The sequence below is a fragment of the Paraburkholderia caffeinilytica genome (genome assembly GCF_051027425.1).
In the GTDB taxonomy this organism is placed as follows: domain Bacteria; phylum Pseudomonadota; class Gammaproteobacteria; order Burkholderiales; family Burkholderiaceae; genus Paraburkholderia; species Paraburkholderia caffeinilytica_A.
The window spans coordinates 2,365,606-2,378,285 of record NZ_CP186553.1; the positions used below are offsets into that span (position 1 = coordinate 2,365,606).

The window sequence follows — 12,680 nt, forward strand, 5'->3', positions numbered from 1 at the left end:
TCGTACCTGGCTGCGAATCCGACGTTTCGCGGCTGCGGCTAACCGGGTAGATCAACCGTCCCGCCGCAGTGCCACCACACATGCGATGACGCACTGCCGGCGTTTCGTCTCACTCCCGGCAAGTTGGCAACGTCCGTCTGAGGCACGGTGTACGCCTCAGACGTATATCGAGTGCGTCTTTCTGGGCGTGCGTAGCGCGATTGGCTTATCTGCCGTTCTCAATTTCGGGCATCGGCGCGAATAGCGCGTCGAGATCGTCGTCCGAGAACTTGGTCGCACCGGCGGCGTCCTCGGAGAGAATGCTGTCGGCGAGACCCGCCTTCTGCTCCTGCAGCTCCACGATTTTTTCTTCGATGCTGCCCGCGGCAATCAGTTTGTAGACGAACACCGGTTTGTCCTGCCCCAGCCGGTGCGCGCGGTCGGTTGCCTGATTCTCGGCGGCGGGGTTCCACCACGGGTCGTAGTGAATCACCGTATCCGCGGCGGTGAGATTCAAGCCCACGCCGCCCGCCTTCAGACTGATCAGGAATAAGGGCACCTCGCCCTGCTGGAAGCGCTCGACCGGCGTGATGCGGTCCGTCGTGTCGCCGGTCAGGATCACATAGGGGATCGCGGCTTCCTCGATCGCTTCGGCTATCAGCGACAACATGCCGGTGAACTGCGAGAACAGCAGCACGCGCCGTCCTTCCTCGATCAGTTCAGGCAGCATCGACAGGAGCAAATCGAGCTTGGCCGACCGCGTGACGCGCGCGCTCTTTTCGGCTCGCTCCGTTTTTTCCACTTTGTAGCGCTTCTCGCCCTCGTCATCCTGATTCTCGTCAACCCTGATTTTCCGCACGAGGCGCGGATCGCAGCAGACCTGACGCAGTTTCAACAGGGCATCGAGCACGATAATGTGGCTGCGCGCGAGGCCCTGCGCACTGACCGCCGCGCGCACCCGCTCCTGCATCGCCGTACGCACGGTTTCGTATAGATCGCGCTGCGCGCCTTCCAGGTCGACTGAACAGACGATCGTGGTCTTGGCGGGCAACTCTTTCGCGACCTCGTCCTTACGACGGCGCAGCATGAACGGCCGGATGCGGCGTGCCAGCAGCGCGCGGCGCACGCCGTCGCCGTTCTTCTCGATCGGATTGCGCCAGCGCCTCGTGAAGTCTTTCTGACTGCCGAGAAAACCCGGCAACAGAAAGTCGAACTGCGACCACAGTTCGCCAAGATGATTTTCCAGCGGCGTGCCCGTCAAACACAGCCGATGCCGCGCGCGCAATCCGCGAATCGCCTGCGCGGCCTTGGTGGAGGCATTCTTGACGTACTGCGCCTCGTCGAGGATCAGCAGATGATAGTCGTGCTCGGCGAGCACCTTCTGATCGCGCCACAGCAGCGCGTAAGTCGTGAGAATCAGTTCGTGCTGGCCGATCTGTTCGAAGCGCTCCTTGCGCTGCGGGCCGTTCAATACCAGCACTTTCAGTTCGGGGGCGAAGCGCCGCGCTTCCTCGCGCCAGTTATGCACGAGCGTGGTCGGCACGACGATCAGCACGGGACGGTCGAGCCGTCCGGCTTCTTTCTCCGCGAGGATGTGCGCGAGCGTCTGCACGGTCTTGCCGAGACCCATATCGTCGGCGAGCACGCCGGCCAGATCGTGTTCGCGCAGGAACTGCATCCAGTTCAGACCCTGTTGCTGATACGCGCGCAGCTCCGCCTTCAGGCCACGCGGCACCGGCACCTCGTGCAAGCCTGGGCCGGCCTGCAAACGCAGCGCCAACTGGCGGATCGAGTCGTCGCCCTGGAATTGCCAGCGGCCGGTGCTGTTCAGCGCTTCGAGCCGGCCTGCATCGACGGACGGCACGCGCAGCGGCGCGCCGTCGGCTAACGCGCCGCCCAGTGCGTCGAACAGGTCGACCAGCACGCGCACCACCGGTTTCAACCGGTCGGCGCGCAGACGCAGACGTTTGTTTTCTTCGGTCTTCAGCTCGATCGGTTCATTGTCGGCGATGGTTTCAAGCGCGCCGCCAAGCCAGCGCCGGTCGCGCCGGAACAGATCGGCGAGCAGCGGTTCGAGCCGCACATTGCGCTCGCCGATGCGGATGCCCATCTCCAGATCGAACCAGCCGTCGCCCGCCTGATGCGCAGTGCCGTCGATCGCGTCGATTTCGATGATGTTGTAGCGGAACGCCGGCGCCATCGTCACACGCCAGCCTTTGCTCACGAGGTCCGGCACCGCGTCGTTGACGAACGCGGACCAGGCTTCGGCATCGGGCAGGCCGAGCATCGTGTCGGGCAGAAGCCGCGATGCGATCACGCGGCTGGTCGGGACTTTCTGCAAGCCGGTCTTACGCAGTTCGAGCAGGCGCTTCTTTTCGGCTTCATAACGCCGGCGAATATGGATGACGTCGCCGCCCGGCATCGGCACAAGCGTGACGCTACTGTCGACATTGATGCTGACGCCGTCGTAATCGAAGCTCACGCCGGCCAGCTCGACGGCCTCGGACTTGCGCTGCCCCGTCTTGACCGTAGAAGGCAGCGCATGGCTGTTGAGCGTGAGCACCGGCACGGGATCGACGTCGATCACACGGATCGAGGACGCATCCTGCGTGGGCGGCAGCGGCAGATCGGGCGCGATCTCGCGCAACACCGAGGCGACGAGCGGCGCTTCGGCGAGCGAGATCGGCGGCATGGCGAGGTAATCGGGCAACTGCTGGAACGGCAACGAAGACTCGACGATGCCCGCTTCATTCGCGACACCATCCACATACCAGACCGGCTCGGTGGGCAGCACCATGGTGGCGCGCGGCTCGGTGCACAGCACGGGCCGCAGGCGTTCGTCCGCCAGCGGCTCCCATTCGATCCGGCCGGGCCGGTCGGCGCCGCGCGACAGCGGCGTCGGCCCCTCGTAACCCGGCGCCGGTTTGAACTCGAAGAACAGGCGCTCCGTGGCGATCAGCTTTTGCAGCATCTCCGCGCCGCTCGTGCCGCGCAGAATGAACTGGCCGAAGTCCTCGCGCGAGCGCCCCAGCCACAGACCGCGCAGGATCGACAGGTCTTCGTCGGAAACGAATCGGGGTTGCTTGAGCAGCGCCGCTTCCACATTGCCCCACGGCTCGTCGATGTCGACAATCGTGCCGTCCGGATTGCAGCGCGCCCGGTACAGCACAACCTCGTGGCGCATGTGGAAGTCGGACCAGTTCAGGAGATAGGCCAGCGTTTGCGTCCGTACGGAACCTGCCTGCTGGGCCACCGCATCGGCCGCCTCGGCACGCGCGCGAAAACGCTCGAGCCAGCTCACCAGTTCGGGACGCACGCCGGACTGCGGCGGCGCTGCCGACCCGAAGCGCGTCTGCTGAGTTTGCTGAGTTTGCCGGTAATCGGCGGACGGATGTTCATCAGCGTCAATGTCGACGTTGGTGATGTGGTCCATCTCGTCGTGATACTCGAGCTCGGCGAGCAGCAGCGCGGCGACATGCTTGCAGTTGCGGCCAACCGGGCAGCTGCAGTCGCTCTGCGCCCACGGCGAACCGCCATCGGTACGAAATCGGACCCGCGCACGGTAGGGTTGGGGTTGTGTGCCTTGTACGTCGCCGCTGAGCGTATCGCCGCGCCACTCCACCTTCGTGACCGCGCCGACTGAGCGCGCCTTGGCAACGGTGTGGTCACCCAGCCATTCTGTAATCCGTTCCCGATCGAAGAAAACTGACGACATCAGGGTCCATTCCTTTTCAAGCCGGCGAAAGCGACTATGCGCGGACGCAGAAACGACGCGGCAGGCGATGAATGGCAACTGCCCGCGTAGTACGGTCTTGCATAGATTGCCCGTGGTAACCCGCCATTTTACGCGTTGGACGCAATGGGTTGTGACGACGGCGTTGAAGGCGGCGTAAGACGCGAAAAACGTGGCCTGGGCTAGTGTGGAGCGGTAGCAGATGGGCGACGCGACTACCGTGTCTCCGGCTCGGCGCCACCTTGCGCAGATTCCCCGACGCTGACTTCCAGACCCGCTGTAGCAAACGCCTGGGCAAGTGCGGGAACCGGTGCCCGGTCGGTGACCAGCAGATCGACCGCATCTGGACCGAAGGCGTGGACGAGCGCGCTATGCCCGAATTTCGCATGATCCGCCGCGACCACGCGCCGCTCGGCCTGCGCAAAGGCGGCGAGTGAAAACGCCACGTCGGCGGGCAATGCGTCCATGAAACGGCCCTGCATGTCGATTGCGGTGACCGAGACGATCGCGTAGCGCACGTGGAACTGCCGCAGGAAAGCAAGCACGCTGTCGCCGAATGCGGCCGAGTCGTCGGCGCGCAGTTCGCCCCCTGCGATGAACACCCGATTACCGTTGCGCGGCGCCAGCACGCGGGCAACTTCGATCGAATTGGTCACCACCGTGAGCCGCGAGCGAGCGGCAAGCGCCTGGGCGATATGCAGGCAGGTCGTACCGCCCTCGAGGATCAGCGAGTCGCCGTCCCGCACGAGTTCGCTGATGCGCGCGCCGATGGCCTGTTTGCCTTCGCGGCTTGCCACCATGCGCCGCTGGAACGGCGGCTCGTCGAGCCGCTCGGGCAGCATGATGCCGCCGTGGACTTTAATGAGCAGGCCATCGGCGATCAGGGGCTTGATATTGCGGCGGATGGTCTCGTCCGAAACCTCGAAGCGGCCGGCGAGATCGGTGATCGTGCAGGTGCGCTGCTCGTGGACGAGTCGCAGGATTTCGGCTTGGCGTTGAGTGGAGAACATAGGCTGGAGACCGGGATGACGGCCTCAGTCTAGCAAACACCCTCATATTGCGCCAATAAAACCCAACGCATTTCCATACAAACCCACACACTGTACAACACAGCTCAACCGGCCTTCACTTCCGCCAGCAACTCCGGATGCCGGTCCAGCACTTTCAACAGTTTGATGAGCGCGAGCGGCGGCCGGGTTTTGCCATTCTCATACCGCGAAAAAGCGTTCACACCGCCGCCAAAAATCTCCGCTGCTTCGCGCTGGTCCAGTTCAAGCTTTTTGCGTACGGCGGCGATGAATGCGGGATCCACTTGCGATGCATTCACCTCCTTGTTGAAGGCCAGCATCATCTGACCGGTACGGGTCGCCTCATCCATGTCGAGCACCGCTTCTTCGCACGCCGGGCAATAGTCGCCCGTGACGGCTTCGAAGACGGCCGTCTCCCCCTTGTAGACATAGCGCATATTGCGCGTATCGCGCACCAGTTCGGCCGCTCCGCAGTTTGGGCATTTCATGCTCAACACTCCTTGAATGACACGACGAGGACGTCATCGACCACCGTCAATTTCAGATAGACCATGCCTGCTTCGGTCATGGCGCAATAGACGTCCTGCCAGACCCGATGGTCTGCGTACGTGGTCATGCTTTTTCGAAAGCTCCGCCGATCAAGCGACATCAATGTTTCCACGATTGCAGCAGGCCCGAGACCAAGGGCTGCAGCGCCAATCACAGCCGATTTCGTGATCCTGATCTTCCCTGCTCGCGCCAGGTCCTGGGCATCTGCCAATGTGCAGTGAGGTGTACTTTTTTCCAACCTTATCCCCCGATCGATATTAACCTACTTGGTTATAAAAAGGTAGTGGTGCCATCTGCTGCCAACAGATCCGCCTGTCCTTTGATCGGGTATTAACCAAATAGATCGTTGCTTTTTGCCAAATTTTGTCGCAATCTACACACGCTAATTCAACATATTTCCACTAATGTCCACGTCCATTCCTACCCACGCCCGCGTCGTCATCATTGGCGGCGGCATCATTGGTTGCTCGGTCGCCTACCACCTCACGAAGCTGGGTTGGACCGATGTGGTTCTGCTCGAACAGGGCCAGTTGTCATGCGGCACGACCTGGCACGCGGCCGGCCTCGTCGGCCAGCTGCGCGCGCAGGAAAGCATGACCAAACTGATCCGCTACTCGACCGCCCTCTACGCCGAACTCGAAGCCGATACCGGTCTCGCAACCGGCTGGAAGCAATGCGGTTCGCTCTCGGTAGCCCGCACGGCCGAGCGGATGACGCAGCTCAAGCGCACCGCCGCCGTCGCACGCGCGTACGGCGTGGCGTGCGACGTGATCAGCCCGCAGGAAGCCGGCGACCTGTGGCCGGTGATGCGCACTGACGACCTGCTCGGCGCCGTCTGGCTGCCGGGCGACGGCAAAGCGAATCCCACCGATCTGACTCAAGCCCTCGCCCGCGGCGCCCGCACACGCGGCGCACGCATCGTCGAAAACACCCGCGTCACGGCAATTCACACGCGCACCGCCCTCGAAGACAAGACAAACGCCACGACCGGCGCACGCGAAGTCAGCGGCCTCGCGTGGCGCAACAAGGACAGCGAAGAAGGCACGATCGGCGCGGATATCGTTGTGAATTGCGCAGGCCAGTGGGCCAAAGCGGTTGGCCGCCTGTGCGGCGTGACCGTGCCGTTGCATTCGGCCGAGCACTACTACATCGTCACCGAACGCATTGCCGGCGTGCATCCCGACCTGCCGGTGATGCGCGATCCGGACGGCTTCATCTATTTCAAGGAAGAAGTGGGCGGCCTCGTGATGGGCGGTTTCGAGCCGAACGCGAAGCCATGGGGGATGAACGGCATTCCGGACAATTTCGAATTCCAGTTGTTGCCCGACGACTGGGATCAGTTCGAAATCCTGATGGAAAATGCACTTCGGCGCGTGCCCGCACTCGAAACCGCGCAAGTGAAGCAGTTCTACAACGGCCCGGAGTCGTTCACGCCGGACAACAACTTCATGCTCGGCGAAGCGCCGGAATTGCGGCGCTTTTTCGTCGGCGCGGGTTTCAATTCGATGGGCATCGCGTCGGCCGGCGGCGCCGGCATGGCGCTCGCCGAATGGATCGTGGCCGGCACGCCGACCATGGACCTGTGGCCGGTCGACATTCGCCGTTTCGCGCGCTTCAATGGCAACGACACCTGGCTACACGACCGCGTGAAGGAAACGCTTGGTCTGCACTACGCCATGCCCTGGCCGAACCGCGAACTCGATACCGCACGCCCGTTTCGCCGCTCGCCGCTTTACCCGATGCTGCGCGACCAGGGCGCGAGCTTTGGCAGCAAGATGGGCTGGGAGCGTCCGAATTTTTTCGCGCCAAGCGTGGCTGAAGCGAAGATCGACTACGCCTTCGGTCAGCAGAACTGGCTGCCGTGGAGCGGCGCCGAGCATCGTGCCTGCCGCGAAGGCGTGGCGCTGTTCGACATGACCTCGTTTTCGAAATTCCTCGTAAAGGGACGTGACGCGCAAAGCGTGCTGCAAGGCATCGTCACCAACGATGTGGCCGTGCCGACCGGCACCACCGTCTACACCGGCATGCTCAACGAACGCGGCACCTACGAGTCCGATTTCACGCTGACCCGCCTCGCCGACGATCAATACCTCATCGTCTCCGGCTCGGCCCAGACCACACGCGATTTCGACTACATCGAAAAATCGATCCCGCACGACAAGCACTGCACGCTGGTCGACGTCACCGGCCAAACCGCGGTGCTGGCGGTGATGGGTCCGCGCTCGCGCGAACTGCTGCAGAGCGTCTCGAAGGCAGACTGGAACAATGCGACATTTCCGTTCGGCCAGAGCCGTGAAGTGGACATCGGCTATGCAACGGTGCGCGCCACGCGGCTCACTTACGTCGGCGAACTAGGCTGGGAACTGTACGTGCCGGTCGAGTTCGCGGCGGGCGTCTACGAGACGCTGCAGGCAGCGGGCCAACCGTTCGGCCTCGTCAATGCGGGCTATTACGCCATCGATTCGCTGCGTATCGAGAAAGGCTATCGCGCATGGGGCCGCGAACTGACGCCGGACTCGAACCCGTTCGAAGCGGGTCTCTCGTTCGCCTGCAAGCTCGATAAAGACATTCCGTTCCGTGGCCGCGAGGCCTTGCTGAAACTGCGCGCGGAACCGCTGCGCCGACGCATGGTCGTGCTCACCGCCGACGGCGCCGCCGATCGCATGCTGTGGGGCGGCGAGGCGATCCTGCGCGACGGCAAACCGGTCGGCTTCGTCAGCTCGGCGGCCTTCGGCCATACGTTCGGCTGCCCGGTGGCGATGGGCTACATCAACAATCCGGAAGGCGCGGCGGACACCGCATATTTGAGCAGCGGCCGCTACGAGTTCGACGTGGCCGGCGACCTGCTGCCGGCCACCGTACATCTCAAAGCGCCCTACGATCCGCGCTCGGAACGGGTGAAGCGCTAACGTCCGCCGCGCGCCATACTCGAAAACACGCCATCGCGGCGGATCAAACCATGAAACAGCGCCGCCGCGAGATGCAACAGCACCGTGGCGAACAGCGCGAATGCGAGCCAGGTATGCAATGCGCGCAGTATCGCGAACAACTCGACGTTATGCGGAGCGATCGGCGGCAAATGCAGCGGGCCATATAGCGTGATCGGATATCCCGCTGCGGATAGCATCGCCCAGCCGATCAACGGCATGGCCGCCATCAGCGCGTAGAGGACAAGATGCGAAGCCTTGGCAGCGATGCGTTGCGGCGCCGGCATATCGTCCGGCAACGGCGGCGTGCCGCGCTGGATCCGCACGCTCGCGCGCAGTATCACCAGCAACAGCAGCGCAATGCCGAGCGGCTTGTGAATCGCGATCAGCGTGTTATGCGCATGCGCCACGGTCGTAACCATGCCCACGCCGATGAACAGCATGGCGATGATCAGCGGCGCCATCGCCCAATGCAGGATGCGCGCGAGCGGGGTGAAATGTGCGTGCGCCGGCTTCATGACCGACCTCCGTTTGTTTGCATTTCATGAATCGCCGGATGCAGCGCTTCTTCTCGCGTGCGGCGCTTGTACGACAGCGCGTAGGCCGCTGAGCGCGCGGCGAGCAATGGATCGTCCGACGGTTTGATCCCGGCCGGCAAAATGGTGGGATCGAAATTGACATCGCGGCAGGCGCCGTCTTCCTGCGACGTCGTGTGGTCAATCACCAGCGTGCCCGCGTCGATCTGCTGACGATCGTCGGGCCATTGCATCGTTGCGTCGTCGGTGGGGTCGCCGGGTTGCGCGACCGTCAGGATCAGATGCCAGCGCAACGGCCCGCTTTGCAGACGTTGATCGAGGTCGGCCGCGAGGAAATTCTTCTCGGCCTTTTGCGCGTCGGTGATCGGCGCATACGGCGTTTCGGGCACCATCGCCCAGCGCACCGCGCGGGTATTGCCGGCGCTGTCGGTAAAACGAAACGCATTGATGCTGTAGTACGCGGCGTTCGCCAGACTCGATGACGGCGGATGCGCTTTCACCCATGTCTGAAACGGCCTGGTTTCCGGATTCGCGGCGTAAAACGCTTTCAGCTTCGCCGGATCCGGTTTGCCGGTCGCGGCATCGGGTTTGGCCGCAACCAGTTGCTGATAAAACTGCTCGGGCGTATGCACGGCAAAAACAGGCGTCGAATTCATCCCAGTGCGCCATTGCTCGCCGTTCTGCAACTGGAACAGCAAGGCCATACTTCGCACCGGAGAACTGGTGTCGGGTGCCGACGGGTTGCCGCCCGGCACAGCAAAACGGCCCGTGACCGGCGTGCGGCCAGTGGCGAACACCGCGGCGCGCGATAGCACTGCACCGTCGCCGTTACTGTCGAAATAGCCCGCTACGCACAGGCCCTTTGCGTGGTTACGGCGATAGCCCGGATGCGGCTGGCCAGCCACCGCTTCGAACGTATTGATGAAACGCGGTGCAGTGAGCCGCCCCGGTGTCAGCCAGCCCGCCGTATAAGCAAAGCCGCCTGCCAGGACTGCCACGACCGCGCCGATCGCGGCGAGCCGGCACGGCACGCATATAGGCCCGGTATTGGGAACGGATGGTTTTGTCACAACGGCTCCTCGACTCTCGGAAAGATGCACTCATCGGCTAACACCCAATTCAGCGATCTATTCCATTCGATATCCGGCGCGTCCGTTCCTTGTGCGCGCCGGATATCGGCATCGTCAATTGGCACTGCCTGCCGTCGTGCTGCCGCTCGCGACGTGGCTCGCTGCGGCCGCCTGCGCGGCGAGCGCCTGCTTGTGCTGCTCGACCTGCCGTGCGAAGACGGGATTGACATCCGGATACGATGAATCGGTCACGTAATTGAGTCCGTTCTGTTGTGCCTCGATCAATTCCTGGTAGACCTGAGCACGTGTCTTGCCTTCTGCGAAAGCGCTCGACGAAGCGGCCAGAACGATGACGGACAATGCGGCAAAAGCGATCTTCTTCATGATGAACTCCAGAGAGTTTTGTGCGGGTTTGCATGAAGGAAAACCACGAGTCGGCGGCTTTTATTCCTGCTTTCCCGCCTCAGAAAAAACATATTTCGAACCCGGAATAAAGCAGCGCGCGGATGGGTTTGCCTGGCCGTTCAGCGGTGTCATGGCGGTGTGACGACAGCGCCGTAAATCGCGCTTCGACAATATGGAATAAACCCACACCCGCGCGTGTTCGCCACTCGATAGCTGAAATCCGACGACCGCCGACACCATGACCTCGACCGACGCCCCCTCCGACTCGCCGCTTTCCGAAGCCGACATTCAGGCCTATGCCGATGGCACGCTGACCCCGGAACGCGCCGCGTTTCTGCGGGACTACCTCGGCAAAGACCCGGCGGAGGCGCGCCGCGTGGCGTTCTATGGCAGGCTGAACGCGCAGATGCAGCAAGCCTTCCAGACCACGGAGGAGCCCGTCTCGAGCCATGCCGAAGGATGGCGCGGCGCACTCGACCGATTGAAGGCCGCAAGGCGCCCCGGCAAAGCGGTGAAGGCATTCGGGGCGCTCGTTCTGACGCTGGCAGCCGCGAGCGGCTGGCTTGCCGCCACCCAGGTGTCCCGTGAGGCACTCGACAATGCCGCCGTGATGGCGCTGGCAGAAACCGCCGACGCACAGTTTTCCGCCGCATCGCCGACGCGAACCGACGTGTCCGCGCCCAACCTGGCTGCAATCGGCTTGCGACTGGTCGATCAAAGGGTGCTATCGCTCGGGCCGTTCCAACGCGCCAGCGAATTCGTCTATCTGAACGGCGACAACCGTCCGGTGGTGCTGATTTCCACGCTGGCGCTGCTGGCGCCGGCGCAGCCGCAGTGGACCGCTCATCGCATCGGCGAGATCCGCTTGCTGACCTGGACGGCCCGGTGGCAGCGCTTCGTGGTGGCCGGCAACGCCCGCACTCACGGCCTGATGCGCGCCGCCGACGTGATGACCATGCGGTAGGCCCTCTCCAGATTTCCGCAACGCGGCAAAAAACAACGGAATAAAATGCGCCCACGTGTGTTTGCACTTCGAATGCGCGTGGTGGTTCAATCGACGGCCGCCCACCCGGCGCCCACGAGAAGCCCCACGATTGGGATAAACAATGGATGTCCGTGACGAGTTGATGGAGCATGTGCCGCGCTTGCGGCGCTATGCGCGAGCGCTGATCAACAATCGCGATCTCGCCGACGATCTGGTGCAGGACACGCTCGAACGCGCGCTCGGCCGCACCGGCATGTTTCAGCCCGGCACCGACCTGCGCGCGTGGCTGTTCACGATCATGCACAACGTGTTCGCCAATCAGGCGCGCAAAGCGTCGGCGCGTGCCGTCCACGTAGCGGTCGACGACGACAGCGTCCACGAAAGCGAATTTGCCGTGCCGTCCGATCAGACCCGTTCGCTGGAAATGCGCGACCTCGACTACGCGTTGCAGCGGCTGCCGATGGAACAGCGCGAAGTCGTGCTGCTGGTCGGTCTCGAGGAAATGAGCTACGCCGACGTGGCCCTTGCGCTGAACATTCCGATCGGCACGGTGATGTCGCGCCTTTCGCGCGGACGCGAGCGGCTTCGGGCATTGATGGCGGGCACGCAGCCCGGTGCAAAATTACAGGTGGTGCGATGAGCGACCAACACACGCCGATCGGCGAAGAAGACCTGCACGCATACGTGGACGGCACGCTGTCCGACGAACGGCGCGTCGAGGTGGAGCGCGCGCTCGAACAGAACCCCGAGTTGGCCGCACGCGTCAGCGATTATTTCTCGCTGAACAACATGTTCCATGAACGCTATGACCGCGTGCTGAGCGAGCCCGTGCCGAAACGCCTGCAGGCATCCCCAGCCCGTGGGCGCCGTTGGCGCATTGCCGCCAACTGGCCGCAGTTCGCGGGAATGGCTGCCGCGCTCGTGATGGGCGTGGGCATCGGCGTGGGCACGCACATGGGGCAGGACGTCATTGCGCCGGTCGCCAGCCACGCGTCGGACACGCGGCCCGTTAGCGCGGATAGCTCGGAAGGTTTCGCACGGCAAGCCGCGCTGGCGCATGTGGTTTATATGCCTGCCGTCGACCGTCCGGCAGACATGAATGCCGATCACGAACAGGATTTCGTGCAGTGGCTCTCCAACCGGCTCGGCACGAACGTGCATCCGCCGATTCTTTCGAAGAGCGGTTTCAATTTGTCGGGCGGCCGCCTCTTGCCCGGCGCCGATGGGCCGACCGCGCAATTCATGTATCGCGGGCCGAACGGCGAACGCGTGACGCTGTGCATTTCGCATCGTCAGGTGAACTCGAATACCACCGCGTTCAAGCTGTATCAGGACGGGCCAGTGAACGTGTTCTACTGGGTGGACGGCGATTTTGGCTATGCGGTGTCAGGCGGTATCGATCGCAAGGTGCTGTTGCAACTGTCGCATGACGTGTATTCGCAGTTGACGGGTGCAGCACCGGGTTGAG

The 12,680-nt window shown here is 63.2% G+C and carries 11 protein-coding genes; 4 read left to right on the forward strand and 7 right to left on the reverse strand.

Going from position 1 to position 12,680, the window contains the following annotated elements:
• Nucleotides 1–205: 205 nt before the first annotated feature.
• The 4 genes from ACOSV0_RS30935 to ACOSV0_RS30950 all read right to left on the reverse strand — a co-directional run bounded on the left by ACOSV0_RS30935 (nt 206) and on the right by ACOSV0_RS30950 (nt 5,527).
• A complete protein-coding gene (locus ACOSV0_RS30935) occupies nt 206–3,694 on the reverse strand; it encodes an SNF2-related protein (RefSeq protein WP_434111087.1) in 3,489 nt (1,162 codons plus the stop codon).
• Between the two features lie 233 nt (nt 3,695–3,927).
• Complete coding sequence (locus ACOSV0_RS30940) at nt 3,928–4,722, reverse strand: DeoR/GlpR family DNA-binding transcription regulator (protein ID WP_434111089.1); 795 nt, start codon at nt 4,720–4,722, stop codon at nt 3,928–3,930.
• A 104-nt stretch (nt 4,723–4,826) separates the two neighbouring features.
• Nucleotides 4,827–5,228, reverse strand: coding sequence for a type II toxin-antitoxin system MqsA family antitoxin (locus tag ACOSV0_RS30945; protein WP_434111091.1), 402 nt, complete (start codon nt 5,226–5,228; stop codon nt 4,827–4,829).
• 2 nt (nt 5,229–5,230) lie between these two features.
• Nucleotides 5,231–5,527 (reverse strand): type II toxin-antitoxin system MqsR family toxin, encoded by a 297-nt coding sequence (locus ACOSV0_RS30950; protein ID WP_434111092.1) that lies wholly within the window; start codon nt 5,525–5,527, stop codon nt 5,231–5,233.
• Nucleotides 5,528–5,693: 166 nt separating this feature from the next.
• Between ACOSV0_RS30950 and ACOSV0_RS30955 the strand changes: the two genes are divergently transcribed.
• On the forward strand, nt 5,694–8,198 hold the full coding sequence (locus tag ACOSV0_RS30955; RefSeq protein WP_434111093.1) for a GcvT family protein: 2,505 nt from the start codon (nt 5,694–5,696) through the stop codon (nt 8,196–8,198).
• Here ACOSV0_RS30955 and ACOSV0_RS30960 read toward each other — a convergent pair.
• The 3 genes from ACOSV0_RS30960 to ACOSV0_RS30970 all read right to left on the reverse strand — a co-directional run bounded on the left by ACOSV0_RS30960 (nt 8,195) and on the right by ACOSV0_RS30970 (nt 10,206).
• Nucleotides 8,195–8,734 carry a cytochrome b gene (locus ACOSV0_RS30960; RefSeq protein ID WP_434111095.1) on the reverse strand — a complete coding sequence of 180 codons (540 nt, stop codon included), beginning with the start codon at nt 8,732–8,734 and terminating at the stop codon, nt 8,195–8,197. The two genes, ACOSV0_RS30955 and ACOSV0_RS30960, sit on opposite strands and share 4 nt — an antisense overlap.
• Nucleotides 8,731–9,822: a catalase family peroxidase gene (locus tag ACOSV0_RS30965; protein ID WP_434111097.1), complete on the reverse strand. Its 1,092-nt coding sequence runs from the start codon at nt 9,820–9,822 to the stop codon at nt 8,731–8,733. The genes ACOSV0_RS30960 and ACOSV0_RS30965 overlap by 4 nt, the downstream gene beginning before the upstream one ends.
• A 114-nt stretch (nt 9,823–9,936) precedes the next feature.
• A complete protein-coding gene (locus ACOSV0_RS30970; RefSeq protein ID WP_434111099.1) occupies nt 9,937–10,206 on the reverse strand; it encodes a DUF4148 domain-containing protein in 270 nt (89 codons plus the stop codon).
• A 259-nt stretch (nt 10,207–10,465) separates the two neighbouring features.
• Here ACOSV0_RS30970 and ACOSV0_RS30975 point away from each other — a divergent pair, with 259 nt between their 5' ends.
• The 3 genes from ACOSV0_RS30975 to ACOSV0_RS30985 all read left to right on the forward strand — a co-directional run bounded on the left by ACOSV0_RS30975 (nt 10,466) and on the right by ACOSV0_RS30985 (nt 12,679).
• The gene (locus ACOSV0_RS30975) at nt 10,466–11,191 is read left to right on the forward strand and encodes an anti-sigma factor family protein (protein WP_434111100.1); all 726 of its coding nucleotides are present in this window, start codon (nt 10,466–10,468) and stop codon (nt 11,189–11,191) included.
• A gap of 142 nt (nt 11,192–11,333) precedes the next feature.
• Nucleotides 11,334–11,852 carry a sigma-70 family RNA polymerase sigma factor gene (locus tag ACOSV0_RS30980; protein WP_054036380.1) on the forward strand — a complete coding sequence of 173 codons (519 nt, stop codon included), beginning with the start codon at nt 11,334–11,336 and terminating at the stop codon, nt 11,850–11,852.
• Complete coding sequence (locus ACOSV0_RS30985; protein WP_434111103.1) at nt 11,849–12,679, forward strand: anti-sigma factor family protein; 831 nt, start codon at nt 11,849–11,851, stop codon at nt 12,677–12,679. The genes ACOSV0_RS30980 and ACOSV0_RS30985 overlap by 4 nt, the downstream gene beginning before the upstream one ends.
• Nucleotide 12,680: the final 1 nt, after the last annotated feature.